The organism is Teichococcus aestuarii, from assembly GCF_042651065.1.
GTDB classification, from domain to species: domain Bacteria; phylum Pseudomonadota; class Alphaproteobacteria; order Acetobacterales; family Acetobacteraceae; genus Pseudoroseomonas; species Pseudoroseomonas aestuarii.
On the sequence record NZ_JBHSCH010000006.1, the window covers coordinates 59023 to 82473 of the forward strand.

Genomic DNA, 23451 nt, shown 5'->3' on the forward strand with positions numbered 1-23451 from the left:
CCTCCGGGGTCACGAGACGGCTCGCCGGACGTTCCGGACACCCGGAAGCCGGGCCTGATGGCCATCGTTCTCGGGCAGGGCCGGCATCGTCCGCAGAGAGGGTGTGCCGGGAACAGCACCAGCCCCCTCCAGGGACCTCATCTTCGCCAGCGGTATCCTAGCTGTCGCCGCCGGCCCCGTCCGACCCCGCACCGTCATCAGACGCAGGGCCAGGCGGCGTGCGGTTCAGCACCTTCCTGGCCATGGCGTCCGGGTCCTGGGCGGGCCGGCCACCCTCCGGGCTGAAGGGCCGCCCTTCCACATCGGGCTCATGATCGGCGGGGATGCCATGTGCGTTGCCGGGGCCCTGTGCCCCCAGCCCCTGCGGCCGCGGTCCGCTCGTGCGGTGTTCGTCACCCATGCTGTCTTTCCCCTTTCTGCTTCCGGCCCCTCTTTGCTGCCGGCCCCTGCCTGTTGCCGGCACAGACAGGCATCGGCGGCTCATCTGCGGCCTGCGCCGGCATCGGAGACTTCCGGAAAAGAGACTCCAGGACGGCCACTCCGCCCTGCCTGCCGGCCAGAAGCTTGTTGCAGAAAGACAAACAGGCCGCCGCCGCGGGGGTTCCCCCTGCGCGGCATGCTGGCCGGATGGCGGTGCGGGAATGACGAAGCCGGCCCTCTTCTGCCTGGCTCGGGTGCCTGGATCGCGTGCCTGGCTGGGGGCCTCCGGAACCCAGGGCGGGTCCGGAGGCGGCCGGCCTCCGGCGCTCAGTCGCGGACGATCCGGCGGTAGAGGTGCCAGGTGGCATGGCCCAGCACCGGCACGACCACCGCCAGGCCGACGAAGAGAGGCAGGCTGCCCAGAGCCAGCAACAGGGCGATGAGGAAGCCCCACAGCGCCAACGGGCCCGGATTGGTGCGCACCGCGCGCAGGGAGGCGCGCATGGCCATGCGTGCGTTGACCGGCAGGCCCCGCCCCGCACGGTCGAGCAGCATCGGGAAGGAGACGACGGTGAGGGAGAACACCAGCACCGCGAACAGGAAGCCCGCCAGGTTGCCCAGCAGCATCAGCTGGTGCCCCTCGCGGCTGTAGAGTACCCGGCTGAGGAAATCGGTGGCGGTGGCCGGGGTATCGCCCAGCGTTATGCCGTAGATCGCCCGCGCGGTGAAGATCCAGGCGACGAAGATGGCCAGCAGCAGCACGCCGAGGCCGATGATGGAGGTGAGGGCCGGGGAGTGGCGCACCGCCAGGGCATCGGTCCAGCGGGTCGGCTGGCCCTGCTCGCGGCGCCGGCTCAGCTCATAGACGCCGAGCGCCGCGACCGGCCCGAGAAGGGTGAAGCCCGACACCAGCGGCCAGAACAGCGGCATCACATCCCGGCCCGCCGCGAGCTGCGCGGCGATCAGGCCGATGATCGGATAGAGGATCGCCAGGAAGACGAGCTGCGTAGGGTTGGCCAGGAAATCCCGCCAGCCGAGGGCCAGCGCCTGGCCGACCTCCGTGCTGCCGATCCGGTGTATGGCGGGTTCGTGCCGGGCCATGTCGGGCGCCTCGGTCCAGGTCGTGGCCATTGTCGTCCTCCCGCGCCGCGCCGCGGCGCCGTGTTCGATTGCCTGTCGCGCCGGGGGGGCGCGGCATTCGCTTCACGGAAGGCCCGGGCAACGGCAGCCGGGTGGCCATGTGGTAGGATGTGACCACCACGCCATGCGCAGCCAGGTCGTCCACAAATTCGATCTGGGATGCGGCGCCCGGCCGGCAAGCCGGGCACACGGAAGGTTCAAAGACTGCGCAGGCCGCGCATGGCCAGCAGGGCGAGGCCGCCGCCGAGCCCCGCCAGAGCCAGGATGATGACGGCGAGCGCATTCACCTCCGGCGTCAGCCCCAGCCGCAGCATGGAGAACACCACCATCGGCAGGGTGGTGCCGGCAGGGCCGGAGACGAAGCTCGCCACCACCACATCGTCCAGCGAGAGGGTGAAGGCCAGCAGCCAGCCCGCCGCCAGGCTTGGCGCCATCAACGGCAGGGTGACGGTGGCGAAGGCGGTGGCCGGACCGGCGCCGAGGTCGCGCGCCGCCTCCTCCAGCTCGGGCGCCATCTCGGCCAGCCGCGCCTGCGCCAGCACCGCCACATAGGCTGCGCCGATGGTGGCGTGCGCCAGCAGGATGGTGGTGGCGCCGCGCCCGGCGGGCCAGCCCGTGGCGCCCTCCAGCAGCACGAAGAGCAGCAGCAGGGAGAGGCCCATCACCACGTCCGGCAGCACCAGCGGCGCGCCGGCCAGCACGCCGAACAGCGCCCGGCCGCGGAACGGCCCGCGCCGCGCCAGCACCCAGCCGGTGGCGCCGCCCAGCAGCACCGCCAGCGTGGCCGAGCCCAGCGCCACGCGCAGCGACAGCCAGGCGGCCTCCAGCAGCCGCTCATTCTCGGCCAGGGCGGCGAACCAGCGCAGCGAGAAGCCGCCCCACTGGAAGGGGATGCGGCTCTCGCTGAAGGCGTAGCCCGCCAGCAGCAGCACCGGCAGCCAGAGGAAGCCGAGGCCCAGCATCAGGCCCAGCCGCGCCATGCCGCCCTGTCCCGTCCCCCGGCTCATCGGCGCGCCTCCAGCCGCTGGAACAGCAGGATGGGCAGCAGCAGCGCCAGCAGCAGCAGCACCGCCAGCGCCGCCGCCACCGGCCAGTCGCGGTTCTGGAAAAATTCCTGCCACAGCACGCGGCCGACAAGCTGCGCCCCCGGCGGCCCCAGCAGCTCGGGGATGACGTATTCCCCCGCCGCCGGGATGAACACCAGCAGGAAGGCCGCCGCCGCCCCCGGCGCCGCCAGCGGCAGGGTGACGGTGCGGAACACCGCCCAGGGCGTGGCGCCGAGATCGGCCGCCGCCTCCTCCATCGCCGGGTCCCGGCGCGAGAGGCTGGCATAGAGCGGCAGCACGGCGAAGGGCAGGTACGCATGCGCCATGCCGAGGAACAGCGCCGGCCAGGAATAGAGCAGCGGCAGCGGATCGGTGATCAGGCCGAGGGATTGCAGCACGGTGTTGACCCAGCCCTCGTCGCGCAGCAGGCCGATCCAGGCGCCGAGGCGAGGCAGGAAGCCGGTCCAGAACGGCAGCAGCACCGCCATCAGCAGCGGCAGCCGCCAGGCGGGGGTGGCGCGGGCCAGGCCCATCGCCATGGGGAAGCCCAGCAGCAGGCAGAGCGCCGCCGTGCCCGCCGCCACCAGCGCCGCCTGCGCGAAGGCCGCATGGTAGAAGGAATCCTCCAGCACCAGGGCGAAGGGCTCGGTGTTCGGCCCCTCCGCGCCCCAGGGCGGGGCGATGGGCGGCACGCTCTCGGCCGGCCAGGCGAAGGCCAGTACCAGCACCACCAGCAGCGGTGCCGCCACCAGCAGCGCCAGCCACAGCGACGGGACGGCCAGCGGCAAGGGGCGCAGGATGGCGTGCAGCGCGGTGCGCATCAGCCGGCCAGCGGCACCACGGAGGCCGCCTCCCACCCCAGGCGCACGGCGCTGCCACGCGGCGGCGGCGGGCCATCCTCCTCGGCATGGCCCACGCGCAGCAGTGCGCCACCCTCGGCGCGCACCAGCAGCAGGCTGTCATCGCCGCGGAAGGCCACCTCCTCCACCACGCCGCCGGCGCTGTTCGGGCCCTGCGCGCCGGGGCGGAGCGCGATGCGCTCGGGCCGCAGGGCGCAGGCCGTGGTGCCCGGCGGCAGCGCCCCCTCCGGGCGCAGCGTGGCGGCGAGGCCCGGGCAGTCGAAGCCTTCGCCGGCGGCACGGCCCTCCAGCACATTGGCCGTGCCGAGGAACTGGGCGACGAAGCGCGTCGCCGGCCGGTCATAGACCGCGCGCGGCGCGCCGAGCTGCACCACCCGGCCGTGCTCCAGCACCGCCACGCGGTCGGCCAGGGCCAGCGCCTCCTGCTGGTCGTGGGTCACCATGATGAAGGCGGCCCCCGTCTCGCGTTGCAGGGCACGCAGCTCGAAGCCGGTGCGCTCGCGCAGGTTGGCGTCCAGCGCGCCGAGCGGTTCATCGAGCAGCAGCAGGCGCGGGCGCTTGACCAGGGCGCGGGCCAGCGCCACGCGCTGCCGCTGCCCGCCGGAGAGACGGTGCGGCAGCCGCCCGCCGAAGCCCTCCAGCCCGACCATGGCCAGCGCCTGCTCCACGCGGCCGGCGCGTTCGGCGCGCGGCACGCCATCCCGCTTCAGGCCATAGGCGACGTTGGCCGCCACGTTCAGATGCGGGAACAGGGCATAGGACTGGAACATCATGTTCAGCGGCCGGGCGTGCGGCGGCACGCCGGAGAGGTCGCGCCCCTCCAGCAGCACCGCCCCCGCATCCGCCGCCTCGAACCCCGCCACCACCCGCAGCAGGGTGGACTTGCCGGAGCCGGAGCCGCCGAGCAGGGTGAGGAACTCGCCCGCCGCCACATCGAGGTCGAGGCGGTCGAGCGCGAGGGTCTGGCCGAAGCGCTTGCTCAGGCCACGGAGGGACAGCAGCGGCACAATTCAGCGGCCGGCCTTGAAGCGGCTCCAGCTGCGGCTGCGCGCCCGCTCCGCCGCGGGCGTCAGCGGCGCGGTGGTGAAGGTGCGCTTCAGCATCTCGGGCGTGGGGTAGACATCCGGGTCGTCCCGCACCGCCGGGTTCACCATCGGGCGCGCCTCCGGCACGGCGTTGGGGTAGCGGACATGGTTGGTGATGCCCGCCATCACCGCCGGCTGCAGCAGGAAGTCGATGAAGCGGTGCGCCGCCTCCGGGTGCGGCGCGTCGGCCGGGATGGCCAGCATGTCGAACCAGAGCTGCGCGCCCTCCTTCGGCGCCACATAGCCGATCTCGACGCCGCGCTTCGCCTCCCGCGCGCGGGCCTGCGCCTGGATGACATCGCCCGAATAGGTCAGCGCCACGCAGTATTCGCCATTGGCCAGGGCATCGAGGATGTTGCCGCTGGCGGTGATGGCGCGGACATGCGGGCGGATGGCCGTCAGCGCGTCCTCGGCGGCGCGCAGGTCGCGCGGCTCGGTGCTGTTGGGGTCGCGGCCGAGCCATTGCAGGATGCTGGGCAGCACGTCGGTGGCGGAATCCATCACCGCGATGCCGCAGCGCGCCAGGCGGCGGGCGTTCTCCGGCTTCATCAGCAGGTCGAGGCTGTCGGTCGGCGCGTCGGGGAACAACTCGCGCACGCGGTCGGCGCGGATGCCGAGGCCCACCGTGCCGTAGAGGTAGATGGCGCCGAAGCGGTTGCCCGGGTCGCTGCTCTCCACCTGCCGCAGCAGCGTGGCATCCTGCTTGCCCCAGTTCGGGATCAGCGCGCGGTCGAGCGGCTTCAGCGCACCGGCCCGCGCCAGGCGGGAGAAGGTGGGCTCGCTGGTCGGCACGATGATGTCGTAGCCCGAGCGTCCGGCGGACAGCTTCCCTTCCAGCGTCTCCAGGCTGTCATACACATCGTAGCGGATGCGGATGCCGGTCTCCTGCTGGAACTGCGCCACGGCATAGGGGTCGATGTAGTCCGACCAGTTGTACACGTTCAGCACCGTCTCCGGCTGCTGGGCGCGGGCGGGCATGGCAGCGGACAGGCCCAGCAGGGCGGCGAAGGCGGCGGTGGCGATCCGGCGTCGGAGCATCGTGCGGTCCCTGCAGCGGAATGGAGACGGAACGGCAGGTTAATTCCCCGCCGCCCAGGGGTCCACGGGCTGCGGCGTGGCGATGATGGATTTGGGAATATTTTCTTGACAAAGCGTCAATATGTTCTTTAAATCCTAGCCATCAACGGGTGAGCTGCGTCCAGCGCAGGCCCGTTTCCCCGGCATTCCTGATCGCCCTTCCCGGCCCCTCCACGCGCCGGCCCTTCGCCATGCGCCATTCGCCATGCGCCAGGGGCCGGCACGCGGATCGGGCCCGCACGCCCTTCGCGACCCATCCAGGAGACGCGCATGCCGTTCGATCCCCGCGGCCTGTCCTCGCTCGCCAGCACGGACAGCTTCACCCTCTGGCTCTACGTCACCACGGACACCCGCGCCGCGGTGCTGGCGCCGGGCTACTTCACCAGCGTCGCCGCCCGGCTGCAGCCGGGGCATGTGGTGGTGCTGCAATCGGCGGATTCGCTCACCTTCCTGCCGGTGCGCAGCAGCGCGGGGGTGGGGAACGGGCTGGTGCTGGACGCCTCGGCCCCGCCGCTGCGGCTGAACGGCAGCACCGCGCTGGGCTTCGAGTTCTCGCTCGGCCCGGTGCCGGCCGAGACGCGCAGCGTCGCGCTCGATCCGGTGCCGACCGGCCTCTACATCGGCCGCAGCTTCACCATCGGCGCGCGCGTCACCGGGCCGGTCGCCAGCCTGAGCTTCAGCATGCTCAACGCCGCGGGCGCGGTCATCGCCGGCCCGGTCGTGGTGGCGGTGGCGTCGGGCGGCGCCTCGGCCAGCTTCACCGCGCCCGACCCCGGCTCGGGCTACCGCATCCGGGTGCAGGACACGGCGGAGCCGCTGGCGGCGCAGACCTCGGCGTCCTTCGTCGTCACCGAGCCCTTCGCGCTGCTGACCGAATCCGGCGCCAGCCTCGCCGCCGCCGAGGGCGGCGAATTGCTGCTCTGACCACGCCCGCCCGCCCTCCCCTGCCCGAAGGATCACTGCTCCATGTCCGACAAGAAGATCACGGAACTGCCGGCGGCCGCCGCTCTCACCGACGATGATGTGGCGCCGCTCGTGCAGGGCAGCCAGGCCGCCGCGGAGACGCGGCGCGCCACCATCCGGCAGCTGCGCGGCGGCATCATGGCCGACCGCGAGCTGCATGTGCGCGACTACGGGGCAGTGGGCGATGGCGTGACCGACGACACCGCCGCCATCCAGGCGGCGATCGACGCGGCCGCGTCGCGCGGCGGCGGCACGGTGCTGATCGGCCCGCGCCGCTACCTGATCGGCGCGGCCGACCTGATCCTGAAGGATGGCGTCTTCCTGCGCGGCCGCCCCGGCTCCGGCGGCTGGCGGATCGGCGGCAGCTACAGCGGCGTGCCGTACGCGCTGATCGTCGATCCCGCCTACACCATCCGGGTGCGGCGCAATGGCGGGCTGGACGGCATCGCCCTGTTCCGCCGCGGCCTCGGCGTACCGGCCACGCTGCGCGAGGGGCTGGACGAGGTGGCCGCCTTCGCCGGCACCGCCGTCACCATCGGCGACGGCAGCGGCGGCAGCGGCATCGCCAACGGCGCCGACAGCCAGCTCTCCCGCCTGCTGATCCTCGGCTTCAACTGGGGCATCCACAGCAACGGCAATGCGCGCGTGCGCATCGAGAACATCCTGGGCGACTGCACCAACGGCCTCTACTTCGCCCGCTCCTTCGACGTCTCGCGCATCAGCGAGGTGAACTGGCATCCGCTGGTCACCACCTCGCGGAGCTGGTCGAACACCCGAATCCTGATCACCAACGTCGCCAGCAACGGCGCCGGGCTGTTCCGCGTCACCATGGCCACGCCGCACAGCCTGGTGAATGGCGACATCATCAACATCGCCGAGGTGCGCACCTCCGGCGCGCCGGGCTGCTACGGCCGCTGGACGGTGGCGGTGGTGGACGCCACCACGGTCGACCTGGTGGGCAGCACCTACGCGGCCGGCTGGACGGCGGGCGGCGCCGTCTACATCAGCCCGAACCGGCGGCCCGGCACCGGCTTCGTCGTCAACGATGTCGACATGGCCACCTTCGACAACTGCTTCGAGTTCGGCCACGAGATCGGCTTCGACATCCAGGACGCCACGCATTCCTGCAGCTTCTTCAACAGCGGCACGGATGGCTGGGTGGACGCTGCGGACCCCGCCACCATCGGCGTGCGCATCGGCGGCACGGCGCTGCGCTGCAAGTGGGTGGGCGGCTTCCTCTCCTCCAAGGGCTGCTCGGTGCAGGTGAACACCACCGGCAACGAGCAGCACGAGATGATCGGCGTCAACATCACCGGCGGCGCCCGCCGCATCGCCGAGGTGCTGGCCGGCCAGTTGTCGCTCATTGGCTGCGACTTCACCGGCGCGCCCGGCACCGGCAACGTCACCATCAGCGCCATCCATCTCGGCGCCAGCGCAGGCAACCTCATCGTCTCGGGCTGCGACACCAGCGCCGTCACCTTCACCGCCGACAGCGCGGCGGCGATGCAGCGGCTGCAGCTCCTGGGCAACCGCCTGGGCAGCGGCACCCCCACCACCCAGCGCATCGCCGCCGGGCGGCTGGAGCTGGCCTCCGTCTCCTCGGGCGCCGCGATCGAGACGCGGCTGTCGATGGACACGGATGGCGCGGTGAACCTGCACCGCCGCAGCGGCAGCCTGGGCAGCCAGCTCCGGCTCCACAACAGCGGCAACGCGCCTTACGCCAGCTTCTCGATCTCCGGCACCGACTGCGTCTTCGCCGGCGAGACGGGCAACCCGAATGCCGGCTTCACCTTCGGCGGCAGCGGCATGACGGCGGCGCAGACGGTGCGGCTGCGCCGCCTCTCCGCAACGCCGGCGGCCAATGACCGCATCGGCGTGCTGGAGAGCAGCGGCAACAACAGCGCCGGCACAGAGCAGGTCTTCGCCCGCCTCGTGACGGTGGCGGAGGCGGTGACCAGCGGCGCCGAGGCCGGCGCGGTGGTGGTGGAGACCCGCCAGGGCGGCAGCGTGGCGGAACGCTTCCGCATCGCCGCCAACGGCACGGTGACGCTGACCGGCCCGCTGGTGCTGCCCGCCAGCCCGGCGGCCAGCCTGCATGCGGCGACGAAGCAGTATGTGGACGCGCAGTTCACCGACCGGCGGCTGACCTCCGTGCTGCTCTCGGCGGCCACCACCGTCACGCATGCCGCGCACAATGCGCGGATGCTCGTGGCCAACGCCGGCACCACCCTCTCGCTGAGCTGGGCCAACACGGGCGATGGCTTCTCCTGCACGGTGGTGAACCGCACGGGGGCGGATCTGGGGCTGACGCTGTCGGGCTTCACCAGCAACGCCTCGCCCACCAACAGCGATGGCTTCACCAGGATCCGCGCCGGCGGCGTGGCGACGCTGCTGGCCTACTCGCCGGATGGCGGCACGACGAAGATCTGCCAGCTGGTGGGGGCGGGGGCGCCCTGATGATCACCACGGCCAGTCTTCTCGGGCTGCCCGGCGCGGGCATCCCGCTGCGCGCGCTGGGCCCGGATCACGCGGGGCGCGTCGCCCTCAGCCGCGCCGGTGCGGCGCTGGTGCAGGATGCGGCCGGGCTCTGGCAGGCCGCGGCGGCGGACACGCCACGTTTCCACGGGCCGGCCCGCCGGCTGCTGGTGGAGGCGGGCAGGACCAACAGCCTGCGCAACCCGCGATGCGAGGGCGCGGCCGCCGGCACCCTGCCATCCACCTGGAGCCTGCAGGGCAGCCCGGCCAACCTCGTCCTCCTGGGGCCGGCGGTGCTGAACGGCATCCCCGGATTCCAGCTGCAGGTGAGCGGCACCGGCAACGGCCTCAACACGGCGCTGACCTTCGATGCGGACACCTCGGTCCCCACCACGGCCACCGAGATCTGGGCGGCGAGCTTCTTCGTGGCACTGACCGGCGGCAGCCTCGCCGGCCTGTCCAACATCCAGCTTTCGATCCGCACCGCCGGCGGCACGGCCAGCCCGAGCAGCCTGGCGGTCTCGCCGGGCGCCACGCTCGCCCGCCCCAGCCTGACCACGGTGATGGGCTCCGGCACCACAGGCCTGGTGCCGCGCTTCTACTTCACCCAGAACGCGGGCGCAGCGATCAACGCCACCTTCTTCCTCGGCGCCCCGCAGCTCGAGCGGGGCGAGGTGGCCACCTCCCCGGTGCTGCCGCCGGCCGGCGCTCCCGCCGCGTCGTCGCGCAGCGCCGATGCGCCCATCTGGTCGCCGCCCGGCGGCCTCGGCGGCGCGGGGACGGTGGTGGTGGCGGGCATGCTGCCCAATGCCGCTGCCTTCGGCGCCAGCCAGGGCCTGCTGCAGATCGACGACGGCACGGATGCCAACCGGCTGCTGATCCGCAACACCTCCGGCGGGTCGGAGATCTTCGGCGTGGTGGACAGCGGCGGCGCCACCCTGGCCGCGCTCCCGGGCGGCAACATGGTTCCGGGCACGCCGTTCCGTGCCGCCCTGGCCTGGGCGCAGGGCGAGGTGGCCTTCTGCCTGAATGGCGGCACGGTGCAGAGCGCCGCCGTGACCCCGCCTGCCGGGCTCGTCCGGATGCTGGTCGGCCACGCCTCCACCGCGCTGAACCGTGCGGCGAATGGCGAGGTCGCCCTCATCGACCACCGCCCGCTGCGCCTGCCCGACGCCATGCTGCAGGCGGTCTCGGCGGCCGGCTGAGGCCGCACCGCCCCTGCGCGCAACATCTCCTTGGACAGAAAGGAACGCACCTCCATGCCGACCCTGACCGACTACGCCCGCAACATGCTGGCCCGCGCCCTGTGCGGCCGCGCGCCCGCGCTGCCCGCCATCGTCTATGCCGGTCTCGGCACCGGGGCGGGCGCCGGCGGCCTGACCGGCGAGCCGGCCGGCAATGGCTATGCCCGCCAGCGGGTCATCTTCACCGGCACCGGCGCGCAGCGGAACACCGAGGCGCTGCGCTTCGTCTTCACGGGCGCCGCCGGCGGCCTGACGCATCTCGGCCTCTATGACGCGGCGAGCGGTGGCAATGCCCTCGCCTACGGGCCCTTGGCGCAAACCGCCAGCGTGACGGGCCCGGGCACGGTAACCATCGCTGCCGAGGCGCTGACGCTGAACGGCGTCTGATCCCGGCCCCCAGCCTGATCCCACCCCCCAGGGAGTATCGACCATGAGCGAATGGATTCGCCAGCAGATCGGCCAGCCCAGCACCTGGCGCGGCCTGTTCCTGCTGCTGGCCGCCGGCTTCGGCATCAGCCTCTCGGCCGAGCTGCAATCGGCGCTGCCGAACCTCGCCATCGCCGCGCTTGGCGTGTGGGAGGCGGCGCGGAAGGGGCGCGGCTTCGGCGAGCCCGGCGCCTGAGAAGGCCTACCCCGCCACCTCCGGCAGGGGGCGGAAGGCCTTTCTCCCGCCAGGCGCCGGGGGCGGTTTTCCGCCCCCGGCGCAAAAAAGGGGTTGCGCCGCCCCGCCCCCGCCCTTAGAGAGCGCCTCGCTTCCACGGCGGTATGCTGCTGTAGCTCAGTGGTAGAGCACTCCCTTGGTAAGGGAGAGGTCGAGAGTTCAATCCTCTCTAGCAGCACCACCTTCCCTTCCTGGAATGGCCGGCCCCTGGGGGTTCGTTCCGTGACCCTCCCCGCCCTGCCCGCCCGATGAGCAAGACACCCCCGCCCGCCGACCGCAGCAGCGAACGCGAAGCCCGCCTGGCTGCCGCCCTGCGCGAGAACCTGCGCCGCCGCAAGGCGCAGAGCCGCGCCCGCGCCACCACCGAGGCGCCCGGGGCCGCCCCCACCCCTTCCCCGCCGCCTGCCGAGCCGCCCCGCCAGGACTGAGCCCGCAGGCCCCGCCATCCAGCCCCCGAGTTGCCGGCGGCTGCCCGCTGCGCTATCGGGGCCGGCCCTGCCGCGCGCCGAAGGACGTTCCTGCCCCATGTCCATCATGCCCGATCACTGGATCCGCCGCATGGCGACCGAACACGGCATGATCGAGCCCTTCGTCGAGAGCCAGCGGCGCGAGGGGGTGATCTCCTACGGCCTCTCCTCCTATGGCTACGATGCCCGCGTGGCGGACGAGTTCAAGGTCTTCACCAATGTGGACAACGCGCTGGTGGACCCGAAGAAATTCGCCGATGACAGCTTCGTCACCCGGCGCGGCCCGACCTGCATCATCCCGCCCAATTCCTTCGCCCTGGCGCACACGGTCGAGTATTTCCGCATCCCGCGCGACGTGCTGGTGATCTGCCTGGGCAAGAGCACCTATGCCCGCTGCGGGCTGATCGTGAACGTCACGCCGCTGGAGCCGGAATGGGAGGGGCAGGTGACGATCGAGATCTCCAACACCACCCCCCTGCCGGCCCGCATCTATGCCAATGAGGGCATCTGCCAGTTCCTGTTCCTGCAGGGCTCGGCGGCGCCCGAGGTGTCCTATGCCGACCGCAAGGGCAAATACATGGGCCAGCGCGGCGTCGCGCTGCCCCGGCTGTAAGGGGAGCGCGCATCATGGACCGCATCCGCATTCGCGGCGGCCGCCGGCTCGAGGGGCGCATCGCCATCGGCGGCGCCAAGAACGCCGCCCTGCCGCTGATGGCCACCGGCCTGCTCACCGAGCAGGCGGTGGTGCTGACCAACGCCCCGGCGCTCGCCGACGTCGCCACCATGGGCCACCTGATCGCCCAGCACGGGCTGACGGTGGAGCACGACACGGAGGGCCGCCGCATCCTGCTGGACGGCGCGGCCAGCCAGTTCGAGGCGCCCTACGACCTGGTGCGCAAGATGCGCGCCTCCATCCTGGTGCTGGGGCCGCTGCTGGCGCGCTACGGCCAGGCCCGCGTCTCGCTGCCCGGCGGTTGCGCCATTGGCACCCGCCCCGTCGATCTCCACCTGAAGGGGCTGGAGCAGATGGGGGCGCGGATCGACCTCGCGGCCGGCTATATCGACGCGAAGGTGGAGGGCCGCCTGAAGGGCGCGCGCATCCTCTTCCCGCAGGTCTCGGTGGGGGCGACGGAAAACCTGCTGATGGCGGCGGCGCTGGCCGAGGGCACCACCCAGCTCGTCAACGCCGCGCGCGAGCCGGAGATCACCGACCTCGCCAACTGCCTGATCTCCATGGGCGCCCGCATCGAGGGGGTGGGGAGCGACCGGCTCACCATCGAGGGCGTGGACAGCCTGCACGGCACCACCCATGCCATCCTGCCGGACCGCATCGAGGCCGGCACCTTCGCCTGCGCCGGCGCCATCACCGGCGGCGAGCTGCTGCTGGAGGGGATGACGCTGGAGCTGTTCGGCGCCTGCACCCGCTCGCTGCGCGAGGCGGGGGTGGAGATGGAGCAGGAGGCGGAGGGCGTCCGCGCCCGCCGGCTGAACGGGCTGCACGGCGTCGATGTGATGACCGAGCCCTTCCCCGGCTTCGCCACCGACATGCAGGCCCAGTTCATGGCGCTGATGGCCGTGGCCGAGGGCGCCTCGATGATCACCGAGACGATCTTCGAGAACCGCTTCATGCATGTGCCGGAGCTGACCCGCATGGGCGCGCGGATCAACGCGCACGGCTCCTCGGCCATCGTCCGCGGCGTGCCGCGCCTCTCCGGCGCGCCGGTCATGGCCACTGACCTGCGCGCCTCCGTCTCCCTCATCATCGCCGGCCTCGCCGCCGACGGGGAGACCGTGGTGAACCGCGTCTATCACCTGGACCGGGGCTATGAGCGGGTCGAGCGCAAGCTCGCCGCCGTCGGCGCCGACATTGAACGTATTCCAGGCTGACATGGCTTTGCCGCTTTTCCGGTGATACAACCCGCCATGGACCAGCCCATCACCCTCCCCAACGCGGCAGCCGCCGATGATGCGGCGCCTCTCGTCCTGGCCCTGCCCAAGGGCCGCATCCTCAAGGAGCTGGGCCCGATGCTGGCCCGCACCGGCATCGTGCCGGCCGAGGATTTCCACGCCGAATCCAGCCGCCGCCTGCGCTTCGAGACCAACCATCCGGGGCTCGACGTGGTGCGGGTGCGCTCCTTCGACGTGGCCACCTTCGTCGCCTTCGGCGCCGCGCAGATCGGCATCTGCGGCGCCGACGTGCTGATGGAGTTCGACTACCCCGAGATCTACGCGCCGCTCGACCTCGGCATCGGCCGCTGCCGCGTCTCGGTGGCGGAGCCGGTGGAGAGCGCCGGGCAGCACGCGCTGGGGCGGGAGTCACGCCTCGCCGTGGCCACCAAGTACCCGAACGTCGCCCGCCGCCACTTCGCCGCCAAGGGCATCCAGGCCGAGGTGGTGCACCTGAACGGCGCCATGGAGCTGGCCCCCTCGCTCGGCCTCTCCCGCCTGATCGTGGACCTGGTGCAGACCGGCTCCACCCTGAAGGCCAACGGGCTGGTGGAGACGGAGGTGATCGCCCAGGTCACCTCCCGCCTGATCGTCAACCGCACCGCGCTGAAGACCCGGCCCGAGGCGATCGGCGCCTGGCTGGCCCGCTTCCGTGCCGCCCTCGCCGCCACCGGAACCGAGCCCGCCGCATGATCCGCCTCTCCACCGCCGAGCCCGGCTTCGAGGGCAAGTTCCGGGCGCTGCTCGACCAGGCGCGCGACACCACCGCCAAGGTGGATGCCGCCGTCTCCGCCCTCATCGCCGAGGTGCGCGCGGGCGGGGACAACGCCCTGCTCGACATCACCGCCCGCTTCGACCGCTGGACCCCCGGCAGCGCCGCCGCGCTGCGCGTGACCGAGGCCGAGATCGAGGCCGCCCGCGCCGGCTGCGCCCCCGCCTTGCTGGACGCGCTGGACCTCGCCGCCACCCGCATCGAGCGCTTCCACCAGGCGCAGCTGCCGCGCGACGTGGAGCTGGACGACCCGCTCGGCCTCACCCTCGGCCTGCGCTGGGGGCCGCTGGACGCGGTGGGGATCTACGTGCCCGGCGGCAAGGCGGCCTACCCCTCCTCCGTGCTGATGAACGCCATTCCCGCGCGCGTCGCGGGGGTGCCGCGCATCGCCATGTGCGTCCCCACCCCCGATGGCGTGCTGAACCCGCTCGTCCTGGCCGCGGCGCACCGTGCCGGCGTCAGCGAGATCTTCCGGGTGGGCGGCGCCCAGGCGGTGGCCGCCATGGCCTGGGGCACCGCCAGCATCGCGCCGGTCGATCGCGTGGTGGGCCCCGGCAACGCCTATGTGGCCGAGGCCAAGCGGCAGGTCTTCGGCCGCGTCGGCATCGATTCCATCGCCGGTCCCTCCGAGGTGGTGGTGCTGGCCGATGCCTCGCAGAACCCGGCGCTCATCGCCATCGACCTGCTGGCCCAGGCCGAGCACGACGAGAGCGCGCAGTCCATCCTCATCACCACCAGCGGGCAGATGGCGCACGCCGTCGAGCACGCGGTGGAGGATGCGTTGAAAAGCCTCCCCCGCGCCGCCATCGCCGGCGAGAGCTGGCGCCGCCACGGCGCCATCATCGTGGTGCGGGACTGGGAGGAGGGCGCCGCGCTGACCGACCGGCTGGCGCCCGAGCACCTGGAGATCATGGTGGCCGAGCCGCAGGCGCTGTTCGCCCGCATCCGCCACGCCGGCGCCGCCTTCCTGGGCGCCCACTGCCCCGAGGCGCTGGGCGACTACGTGGCCGGGCCGAACCACGTGCTGCCCACCGGCCGCACGGCGCGCTTCGCCTCCGGCCTTTCGGTGTTCGACTTCCTCAAGCGCACCACCTGGATCGCCGCCGAGCGGCGCGGGCTGGAGGCGATCGGGCCCGCCGCCGTGGCGCTGGCCGAGGCGGAAGGGCTCGGCGCCCATGCGCGCAGCGTGGCCATGCGGCTGGGGCAGGGCTGAACCCCCTGTCACCGCCCCTGAACGGTTGAAGAATCCGCGCCGCGGCGCCATTTCTGCGGCGCACCGAGCGGCGCGCGCCCTGCCCGTCCCCGCAGCCTGTGCTTGACCGGCCGGGCGCGGACGATCATGGTCCGCCCCGCCCGTCCACACCCCCCGAAAGAGGCCTGATGTCAAAAGAAGATATGATCGAGTTCAGCGGCCAGGTCGTTGAACTTCTGCCCAACGCGATGTTCCGCGTGAAGCTCGACAATGAGCACATGGTCCTGGCCCACACCAGCGGCAAGATGCGCAAGAACCGCATCCGCGTGCTGGCCGGCGACCGCGTGAATGTCGAGATGACGCCCTACGACCTCACCAAGGGCCGTATCACCTTCCGGTTCAAGTAATGCCCGAGGCGGGCCCGCCGGCTCTGCCGGCCGCCGCGCCCGAGGGCGCCGCCACCCTTCCCGACGCCATCGGGCCAGACAAGGCGGCCCGCCCGCCGCTGGTGCTGGCCAGCGGCAGCCCGCGCCGCCGCGACCTGCTGGCGCGCATCGGGGTCGTGCCCGCGCGCATCCTGCCGCCCGAGATCGACGAGCGCCCGCGCCCCCAGGAGCTGCCGCGCCAGCTGGCCGGGCGCCTCTCCCAGGAAAAGGCGCGCGCCGTGATGGCGGGCGAGCCGCAGGCGCTGGTGCTGGCCGCCGACACGGTGGTGGGCGTCGGCCGCCGCATCCTGCCCAAGGCCGAGACCGAGGCGCAGGCGCGGGACTGCCTCGCCCTGCTCTCCGGCCGCCGCCACCGCGTCTATACCGGCGTGGCGCTGGGCCTGCCGGACGGGCGGCTGCTGACGCGGGTGGTGGAGAGCGTCGTCACCTTCCAGCGGCTCACCGCGGCGCAGGTCGAGGCCTACATCGCCTCCGGCGAGTGGCGCGGCAAGGCGGGCGGCTACACCATCCAGGAATCGGCCGAGGCCTTCGTCCGCTTCCTCTCGGGCAGCCATTCCAACGTGGTGGGCCTGCCGCTGCACGAGACCGCGCAGCTGCTGCGGGGCATCGGGTGGCTGCGCCCCTGATCCTGGTCTCCGTCTCGCCGGGCGAGCAGCGCACCGCCCTGCTCGGCGGAGACCTGATCGACGGGGACCGGCTGGAAGCCGCCTTCATCGAGCGTCCCGCCCGGCCCGAGGGGGTGGGCGACCTGCACATCGCCCGCCTCTCCGCCCGCGCCCCGGCCATGGGCGGCGCCTTCCTGGCCATGGCGGGCGGCGAGACCGGCTTCCTGCCCGATTCCGAGGGCGCCAAGGGCCGCACCGAGGGGGAATGGCTGCGCGTGGCGGTGACGCGCGCGGCGCAGGGCGGCAAGGGGCCGCGCCTCGCCGCCCCGCCCGGCCCCGAGGCGCAGCACCCCGATGCCACGCTCCGCACCGACCACCCCGCCACCGCCGCCCGGCTGCGCGCCGCGCTCGGCGCCGCGCGCGTGTCCCTCTCCACCGCCCCCGCCTTCGACGAGGCGGTGGAGGAAGCGTTCGAGACCCTCTCCGGCATGGCGGTGCCGCTGCCCGGCGGTGGGCGGCTGACGCTGCACCCCACCCCCGCCCTGCTGGCCATCGACATCGATGCCGGCGCCGCCGCCGGCGGGCGCGACGCGGCGGCGCACCGCACCCTGAACGCCGCCGCCCTGGCCGAGGCGCTGCGGCAGATCCGCCTGCGCCACCTTGCCGGCGCCATCCTCATCGACATGGCGGGCATGCCCATCGCCCGCCGGCGCGACCTGCTGCCGGGGCTGCAGCCGCATCTGGCGGCGGACCCGCATCTGCGGCTGGTCGGCATGACGGGGCTGGGGCTGATCGAGCTGCAGCGGCGCCGCGTGCACACCCCGCTGCACGAGGTGCTGGGCGACCCGCCCTCCCCCCTCACCCGTGGCCTCCTGGCGCTGCGGCGGGGTGTGCGCGAGGCCGCCGCCCGGCCCGGCGCGCGCCTGGCGCTGACCGCCCACCCGGCCGTGCTGGCCGCGCTGCGCGACTGGCCGGGCGCGCTGGAGGAATTCACCCGGGCCGCCGGGCCGCTGTCGCTGCGCGCCGACCCGCTCTGCCTCCCCGGACAGGAGCATGTCCATGCCGAATGACCCGAAGCCCCGCCGGCGTGCGGCCTGCCCTGTCTGCGGCAAGCCCTCCGACCCGGCGCACCGCCCCTTCTGCTCCGACCGGTGCCGGCAGGTCGATCTCGGCCGCTGGCTGCAGGGCGGCTACGTCATCCCCGGCGCGCCCGTGCCGGGGCCTGAGGAGGAGGATGGCCAGGCTTGAAACCGGCCGCAAAACAATCCTGCGACCCCGCTGGACAGGCCGCGGCGCATCCGTTATTTCCCCGTCATCTGCCGACGGCGCCCGAGAGGGCGCTCAAGCATGGGCCCAGATAGCTCAGTTGGTAGAGCATGCGACTGAAAATCGCAGTGTCGCTGGTTCGATTCCGGCTCTGGGCACCATCTCCTTCTCCCCTTTGAGACGAGCGCGGCCGCAGGCTTCCTGCCGTGGCACGGCAGCCGCACGCGTTCGCGCCAGCGCTCCTGGCCGGGGAGCCCGCGCAGCGGACCTCCGCGCCAGGGGCGCGGGGCCGCGTCTGCTCAGCCCTTGCGGACGTTGTGGAAGATCGGGAAGCCGTTGAGCATCCCCGTCACATTGGCGCGGAACGCCGTGGGCTGGGTGAAGGCGCCCGTCGGCAGGTAGGGGATGTCCTCGAAGGCCTGACGCTGCATCGCCTCGGCCAGGCGCTTCTGCTCCGCAGGGTCGGTGGCATCCATGAACTGGTTGCGCAGCGCCTCGATCTTCGGCAGGTCCGGCCAGCCGAAGGTGCCCGCCTTGCCCGGCCCCCGCAGGTAGGATTGCGTGGCCGGGCTGGTGGCGATGATGCCGGGAATGGTGTTGCACCACACGCTCCAGCCGCCCTTGTCCAGCGGCCCGCGGTTGTTCACCCGCGCGGCGATGGTGCCCCAGTCGCCCGCCTGGTAGTCGAGGTTGACGCCGCTGCGGCGGAACATGTCGCCGGCAACCTCGCTCATCGCGTTCAGCCGGGCATTGTCCGTCGGCACGACGAAGACGACGCGCTCGCCCTTGTAGCCGGCGGCTTCCAGGTTGCGCTTCACCTTGTCATGGTCGGGCGCGCCCTCCATCGCCTCCAGCCCCACCTCGGTGGCCAGCGGGCTGCCGGGGAGGAAGAAGCCGCAGCGGTCGTTCCACAGCGAGCGGTCCTCGCCCAGCACCGCGGTCATGTAGTCGGCCTGCCGGATGCCGGGGAGGAAGGCGCGGCGGATGGCCGGGTTGTCGAAGGGCGGCTGCAGGTGGTTGAAGCGGATCATCCCCATGGAGCCGCTCCTGTCCTTCACCTCCAGGCGGATGTTGCGGTTGCGGCGCAGCAGCGGCAGCAGGTCCGGCGAGGGCTGCTCCCACCAATCCACCTCGCCCTGTTGCAGGGCGGCGGCCGCCGTCGCCACGTCCGGCAGGGTGTGCCACTCCACGCGGTCGAGATAGGCGCGCTTGCCGCCGGCGAGGAAGCTCGGCGGCTCGTTGCGCGGCACATAGCCCTCGAAGCGCTCATAGGCCGCGCGCACCCCGGCCAAGCGGTCGCCCGCGATCCAGCGGAAGGGGCCGCTGCCGACGATCTCCGTCACCTGCGTCGCGGGCGGGTTGCGGGCGAAGCGCTCCTGCATCACCGGGCAGAAGGAGGAGGGCTTGGCCAGGGCGGCGGCGAGCAGCGGGAAGGGCCGGCGCAGCCGGATCTCGAACACCCGGTCGGAGACGGCGGTCATCTCCTCGGTGATGGCGCGGATGCCCTGCCCCAGCACATCCGCCTGGCTCCAGCGCGCGATGCTGGCGATGGCGTCCACCGCGCGGATCGGCGTGCCGTCGTGGAAGACCGGGCCCTCGCGCAGCGTGATGCGCCAGCGCCGCCCCTCATCCTCGATGACATGCCCTTCCACGAGCTGCGGGCGCGGCTCGTAGGATTCATCCAGGCCGTAGAGCTGGTCATAGACCATCATGGCGTGGTTGCGCGTCACCAGCGCCGTGTTGAACACCGGGTCCAGCAAGGCGAGGTCGGATTGCGGCACGAAGCGGAGCAGGCTGCGCGCCCCCGCCGTGCCCTGCGCGCGCACGACATTCGGCGCGGCGAGCAGGGCGGCCGGGAGGGCCAGAAGGTCACGGCGTTTCATGGCTGCATCTCCTGAGCGGGGGTGGTGGCGGGGGGCGTGTCCAGCCAGGGCGGCAGGCGGCCGGTCCAGGGGCAGGCGGCCTCGTAGCGGGCGGCGGCCTGCAGCACGCGGAGGTCGCCACGCGGCGGGCCGATGATCTGCAGCCCCATCGGCAGGCCGCGCGCGTCGAAGCCCGCCGGCACGCTGATGGCCGGGCAGCCCGCCATGGTCGCGCCCACCACCACCTCCATCCAGCGGTGGTAGCTGTCCATGGCGCGGCCGCCGACCTCGCGCGGCCAGGTCACCTCCGCCGCGAAGGGAAAGACCTGCGCGGCGGGGATCAGCAGCACGTCGAAGCGCGCGAACAGGGCGGTGAAGGCCTTGTACCAGGCGCCCCGCTCCAGCCCCGCCTTGTAGGCATCGAGCGCCGAGAGGCGGTGGCTGCCCTCGATCTCCCAGATCGCCTCGGGCTTCAGCAGGCGGCGCTGCGCCGGGTCGCGCCAGGCGGCGTCGTGCCGGCCGCCGATGCTCTGCTGCCGCAGGGTGACGAAGGCGCGCCACAGCCGCTCGGGGTCGAACTCCACCCGCGCCGGCTCGACGCTGCCGCCCGCCTGCCGGAACAGCCCGGCCGCCGCCTCGCACAGCGCCAGCACGCCCGGCTCGAAGGGCAGGTGGCCGCCGAGGTCGCCCAGCCAGCCGCAGCGCAGCGGTGCCGCCCAGCCCTCCTCCAGCCGGTCCTCATAGCGGTAGCCCGGCGCCTCCAGGGAGAGCGGCGCGCGGGGGTCGTACCCGGCCTGCACGGAGAGCAGCATCGCCACGTCCCGCACGCTGCGGCCCATCGGGCCTTCCACCGCCATCTGGCCGTAGAAGGGGTCCGGCGTGTCCGCCGGCACGCGGCCCTGGCTCGGGCGGAAGCCATAGACGTTGTTGAAGGCCGCCGGGTTGCGGAGCGACCCGCCCATGTCGCCGCCATCGGCCACGGGCAGCATCCGCGTGGCCAGCGCCACCCCCGCCCCGCCGCTGGAGCCGCCGCCGACGCGCGAGGGGTCCCAGGCATTGCGGGTCAGGCCGAAGACCGGGTTGTAGCTGTTCGAGCCGTAGCCGAATTCCGGCACGTTGGTCTTGCCGATGATGATGGCCCCCGCCGCGCGCATGCGGGCGACGAAGATGGCGTCCTCCTCCGGCACCTGCTCCGCGAAGAGCGGCGAGCCGAGGGTGGTGCGCAGCCCCTTCGTCGCGGCCAGGTCCTTGATCGCCTGCGGCAGCCCGTGCAGCGGGCCGGTGGCCTCGCCGCGCGCCACGGCCGCGTCCGCCGCCTCCGCCTCGGCCAGCAGCGCGGCGCGCGGTCGCAGCGAGACGATGGCGTTCACATGCGGGTTCACCGCGGCGATATGGTCGAGATAGGCCGCCATGACCTCGCGCGCCGAGACCGCGCGGCGGCGGATCATGGCGGCGAGCGGCACGGCACCGAGCCGGCACAGCTCCGGCGTGGCGATGGCGGCGGGCAGGCCGGTTGCCGGCCCGCTCACGGGCGCAGCACCTGGGTGGCGCGCGCCGCCTTGCGGACCGCCTCCCAGCCATAGAGCATCGGCACCATGCGGCAGGCCGCCCATTCGGCGTGCTGGTCCGTGTGGTGCGGACTGCCGGGATGGCCGGAGACGCCGTGGAACACCGCCCAGCGGCTGTTGTCCCAATCCCCCACGTCGAAGGCGTAGCGCGCCAGGGCGCCATAGGCGGCGGCGGGCCCGGCGGCGGCGAGCAGGCCGTTGGCCAGCACCGTGTCGTTGTCGCCGCCGATCGGCAGGGCGGGCGGGTCGAGCAGCGGCGCCGCCTCGGGGAACAGCGCGGAGAGCGGATGGGTGAAGCGCGGCCGGTGCGCCTCGCCCCAGGGGGTCTCCCATTCCGTCTCCGCCGCCTCGCGCAGCGCGGCGCCGAGGGCCTGGTCCCAGTTCCAGCCATCGAGCAGCGCGGCATCGTCGCGCCGCAGCAGGTTGGGCAGGGTCCACCAGAGCTGGTTCATCGGCACCACGCCGGGCGCCACGGCCAGCCAGGGATGGGCGCCGGCGCCCGAGAGCCCGCTGCGCTCGGCCAGGATGCGCGTCAGCGCGCGGCGCAGCGCGACATAGGCGCCCGGCTCGGTGGCGCCGGCCTCCATGCGCCCGTCCCAGGCCAGCAGACGGGCGCGCAGCGCGCCCGCCGCACCCTCCGGCTCGGGCAGCGCGGCGAGGCGCTTCTGGAACAGCAGCGCATTGGCCGAGAGCGTGTCGCCATGCAGCCGCCCGGCATCCTCCGCGCGGAAGGCCGGGTTGGCGCGGAGCGCCTCCAGGATGCGCGCGGCGCGGTAGGGCGGGTGGCAATCGGTGCAGAGGTAGTCCGGGTGGTCATCCGCCACCACGCGGTTGTTGGCGGTGACGATCAGCCCCTCCGCCGGGTCGATGGCGCGCGGCATCTCGTCATGCCCGATCCAGCCCCGCCAGGAATGCTCGCCCGTCCAGCCTGGCATGGGCAGCCAGCCACTCTCCCGCCCGCGGCGCGGCACGCGGGCGCGCACCAGATGGCCGATATGCCCGCCCGTGTCGGCGGCGACGAGGTTGTGGTCGATCAGCCCCCAGCCGCGCGTCGCCTCGAACAGGTCCTCGACGCCGCTGGCCTGCGTCATGCGCGGCAGGCAGTCGAAGGAGAGGTCCGTCTCGGCGAACTGCACGGAGCGCAGCGACAGCGCCGTGCCCGCCCGCGCATCGCCCGCGATCACCGGGCCGTTCGGCGTCTCCAGGATCTCGAAGCGGCGGGGCGGCGCGCCGCGCACCGCGATCTCCGCCTCGCGCCGGATGACGGGCACCCATTCTGGCCCGCTGGCCGGCCCGCTGGCGCCCGCCTGCATCACCCGCGCGCCATCCTCCGAAAAGCGCTCGAGGAAGACGTCGTGGATGTCCATGAAGGCGTGCGTCACGCAATAGGCCACGCGGCCGTTCTGCGCGAAATGCGGGAAGCCCGGCACGCCCGGCACGGTGAGGCCGATCATGTCGAAGGCGTCGCAGGCCACATGGTGCTGCGCGTACATGTTGGGGATCTCGAAGACCCGGTGCGGGTCCCCGGCGAGGACAGGCCGCCCGGTGCCGCTGCGCGAGGGCGCGACCGCCCAGTTGTTGCTGCCGCCCCCCGTCTCGTCGCCCTGCACGCCGAGCGAGTCGAGCAGCGCGCGGAGGGCGGGCGCCAGCGCCGCGAGATCGGCCTCGTAGCGCGCCGCCTCCACCCCGGGCGGGATGCAGAGCAGGTCCCCCCCGCCATCATCGTAGCGCAGCAGCCCGACGCGCTCCGCCCCCACCACCGGCAGCGCCGCGGCGCGCCACAGCTTGAACCACACCGAGCCCATCAGCAGCCCGAGGCGGCGCATCACCGCGATGCTGTGCCAGCCCTCCCAGGGCTCCGGCGTGGCGCCGAGCAGCGCGTACTCCACCGGCAGCGGCGCGCCGGAGGCGAGGAAGGCGTTCACCCCCGCCGCGTAGGAGTCGAGCATCGCTTGCGCCGCCCCGCCCAGCGCCGCGTGGTCGCGCCGGCAGGCAGCCTCCATGCCGAGGCGGTGGACCAGGATATCCGCCTCCGCCGCGCCGGCGCCGAGCCATTCGGCAGCCCGGCCCAGAGCGCGCCGCCGCGTCAGCTCCATCTGGAACAGCCGGTCCTGCGCGTGGACGAAGCCGAGGGCGAACCAGGCATCGCCCGTGCCGCCGGCGCACAGATGGGGAATGCCATAGGCATCGCGCAGGATCTCCACCGGCCCCTCCAGGCCGGGCACCCGCAATTCCCCCTCCAGCGGCGGCAGCGCCGCCTCCAGCATCCGCGCATCCACTCCGGTCATGCCGTCCTCCCTGTCTGCGGGGAGTGTGGAACCGGCTTGCGGGTCTTGTCGATATATCAAATACTCT

22 protein-coding genes and 2 tRNA genes are annotated in these 23451 nt (G+C 73.1%); 16 read left to right on the forward strand and 8 right to left on the reverse strand.

Going from position 1 to position 23451, the window contains the following annotated elements:
* Window positions 1-747: 747 nt before the first annotated feature.
* The 5 genes from ACFOY6_RS04930 to ACFOY6_RS04950 all read right to left on the reverse strand — a co-directional run bounded on the left by ACFOY6_RS04930 (window position 748) and on the right by ACFOY6_RS04950 (window position 5589).
* Window positions 748-1551 (reverse strand): DUF2189 domain-containing protein, encoded by an 804-nt coding sequence (locus tag ACFOY6_RS04930; protein WP_379649274.1) that lies wholly within the window; start codon window positions 1549-1551, stop codon window positions 748-750.
* A 206-nt stretch (window positions 1552-1757) separates the two neighbouring features.
* On the reverse strand, window positions 1758-2567 hold the full coding sequence (locus ACFOY6_RS04935; protein ID WP_379649276.1) for an ABC transporter permease: 810 nt from the start codon (window positions 2565-2567) through the stop codon (window positions 1758-1760).
* On the reverse strand, window positions 2564-3427 hold the full coding sequence (locus ACFOY6_RS04940) for an ABC transporter permease (RefSeq protein ID WP_379649278.1): 864 nt from the start codon (window positions 3425-3427) through the stop codon (window positions 2564-2566). The genes ACFOY6_RS04935 and ACFOY6_RS04940 overlap by 4 nt, the downstream gene beginning before the upstream one ends.
* Window positions 3427-4473 (reverse strand): ABC transporter ATP-binding protein, encoded by a 1047-nt coding sequence (locus tag ACFOY6_RS04945; protein WP_379649280.1) that lies wholly within the window; start codon window positions 4471-4473, stop codon window positions 3427-3429. Before ACFOY6_RS04945 ends, ACFOY6_RS04940 begins: the two co-directional genes overlap by 1 nt.
* Before the next feature lie 3 nt (window positions 4474-4476).
* Entirely contained in the window at window positions 4477-5589 is a 1113-nt protein-coding gene (locus tag ACFOY6_RS04950) for a polyamine ABC transporter substrate-binding protein (RefSeq protein ID WP_109516139.1), read from the reverse strand.
* Between the two features lie 309 nt (window positions 5590-5898).
* On the opposite strand from ACFOY6_RS04950, the gene ACFOY6_RS04955 reads away from it, so the two are divergent.
* The 16 genes from ACFOY6_RS04955 (at window position 5899) to ACFOY6_RS05030 (ending at window position 17827) form a co-directional block, all read left to right on the forward strand.
* Window positions 5899-6552: a hypothetical protein gene (locus tag ACFOY6_RS04955; RefSeq protein WP_379633358.1), complete on the forward strand. Its 654-nt coding sequence runs from the start codon at window positions 5899-5901 to the stop codon at window positions 6550-6552.
* A 42-nt stretch (window positions 6553-6594) separates the two neighbouring features.
* Window positions 6595-9048 (forward strand): glycosyl hydrolase family 28-related protein, encoded by a 2454-nt coding sequence (locus tag ACFOY6_RS04960; RefSeq protein WP_379649283.1) that lies wholly within the window; start codon window positions 6595-6597, stop codon window positions 9046-9048.
* On the forward strand, window positions 9048-10271 hold the full coding sequence (locus tag ACFOY6_RS04965) for a hypothetical protein (RefSeq protein WP_379649285.1): 1224 nt from the start codon (window positions 9048-9050) through the stop codon (window positions 10269-10271). The genes ACFOY6_RS04960 and ACFOY6_RS04965 overlap by 1 nt, the downstream gene beginning before the upstream one ends.
* A 54-nt stretch (window positions 10272-10325) precedes the next feature.
* On the forward strand, window positions 10326-10697 hold the full coding sequence (locus ACFOY6_RS04970) for a phage tail fiber protein (RefSeq protein WP_109516142.1): 372 nt from the start codon (window positions 10326-10328) through the stop codon (window positions 10695-10697).
* Between the two features lie 43 nt (window positions 10698-10740).
* Complete coding sequence (locus ACFOY6_RS04975; RefSeq protein WP_109516143.1) at window positions 10741-10932, forward strand: hypothetical protein; 192 nt, start codon at window positions 10741-10743, stop codon at window positions 10930-10932.
* Window positions 10933-11077: 145 nt separating this feature from the next.
* Window positions 11078-11152 (forward strand) — tRNA-Thr (locus ACFOY6_RS04980).
* Window positions 11153-11219: 67 nt separating this feature from the next.
* Entirely contained in the window at window positions 11220-11399 is a 180-nt protein-coding gene (locus ACFOY6_RS04985; RefSeq protein ID WP_379649287.1) for a hypothetical protein, read from the forward strand.
* Window positions 11400-11496: 97 nt separating this feature from the next.
* On the forward strand, window positions 11497-12051 hold the full coding sequence (gene dcd / locus ACFOY6_RS04990; protein ID WP_109516145.1) for a dCTP deaminase: 555 nt from the start codon (window positions 11497-11499) through the stop codon (window positions 12049-12051).
* 14 nt (window positions 12052-12065) lie between these two features.
* On the forward strand, window positions 12066-13325 hold the full coding sequence (gene murA, locus ACFOY6_RS04995; protein WP_379649289.1) for a UDP-N-acetylglucosamine 1-carboxyvinyltransferase: 1260 nt from the start codon (window positions 12066-12068) through the stop codon (window positions 13323-13325).
* A gap of 36 nt (window positions 13326-13361) precedes the next feature.
* Complete coding sequence (gene hisG / locus ACFOY6_RS05000) at window positions 13362-14078, forward strand: ATP phosphoribosyltransferase (protein WP_379649291.1); 717 nt, start codon at window positions 13362-13364, stop codon at window positions 14076-14078.
* Complete coding sequence (gene hisD, locus ACFOY6_RS05005) at window positions 14075-15370, forward strand: histidinol dehydrogenase (protein ID WP_109516148.1); 1296 nt, start codon at window positions 14075-14077, stop codon at window positions 15368-15370. Before hisG ends, hisD begins: the two co-directional genes overlap by 4 nt.
* A 167-nt stretch (window positions 15371-15537) precedes the next feature.
* Window positions 15538-15756, forward strand: a complete 219-nt coding sequence (infA, locus tag ACFOY6_RS05010) for a translation initiation factor IF-1 (RefSeq protein WP_007003972.1) — start codon at window positions 15538-15540, stop codon at window positions 15754-15756.
* Entirely contained in the window at window positions 15756-16421 is a 666-nt protein-coding gene (locus ACFOY6_RS05015; protein ID WP_379633344.1) for a Maf family protein, read from the forward strand. Before infA ends, ACFOY6_RS05015 begins: the two co-directional genes overlap by 1 nt.
* On the forward strand, window positions 16406-17470 hold the full coding sequence (locus ACFOY6_RS05020; protein WP_379649293.1) for a ribonuclease E/G: 1065 nt from the start codon (window positions 16406-16408) through the stop codon (window positions 17468-17470). Before ACFOY6_RS05015 ends, ACFOY6_RS05020 begins: the two co-directional genes overlap by 16 nt.
* Window positions 17460-17648: a DNA gyrase inhibitor YacG gene (gene yacG / locus ACFOY6_RS05025; protein ID WP_109516150.1), complete on the forward strand. Its 189-nt coding sequence runs from the start codon at window positions 17460-17462 to the stop codon at window positions 17646-17648. Before ACFOY6_RS05020 ends, yacG begins: the two co-directional genes overlap by 11 nt.
* Window positions 17649-17751: 103 nt before the next feature.
* Window positions 17752-17827 (forward strand) — tRNA-Phe (locus ACFOY6_RS05030).
* 138 nt (window positions 17828-17965) lie between these two features.
* On the opposite strand, the gene ACFOY6_RS05035 is transcribed toward ACFOY6_RS05030, so the two are convergent.
* The 3 genes from ACFOY6_RS05035 to ACFOY6_RS05045 are packed head-to-tail and all read right to left on the reverse strand — an operon-like array spanning window position 17966 to window position 23384.
* On the reverse strand, window positions 17966-19549 hold the full coding sequence (locus tag ACFOY6_RS05035; RefSeq protein ID WP_109516151.1) for an ABC transporter substrate-binding protein: 1584 nt from the start codon (window positions 19547-19549) through the stop codon (window positions 17966-17968).
* Window positions 19546-21057: an amidase gene (locus ACFOY6_RS05040; RefSeq protein ID WP_379649295.1), complete on the reverse strand. Its 1512-nt coding sequence runs from the start codon at window positions 21055-21057 to the stop codon at window positions 19546-19548. The genes ACFOY6_RS05035 and ACFOY6_RS05040 overlap by 4 nt, the downstream gene beginning before the upstream one ends.
* Window positions 21054-23384: a penicillin acylase family protein gene (locus tag ACFOY6_RS05045; protein ID WP_379649297.1), complete on the reverse strand. Its 2331-nt coding sequence runs from the start codon at window positions 23382-23384 to the stop codon at window positions 21054-21056. The genes ACFOY6_RS05040 and ACFOY6_RS05045 overlap by 4 nt, the downstream gene beginning before the upstream one ends.
* Between the last annotated feature and the right edge of the window lie 67 nt (window positions 23385-23451).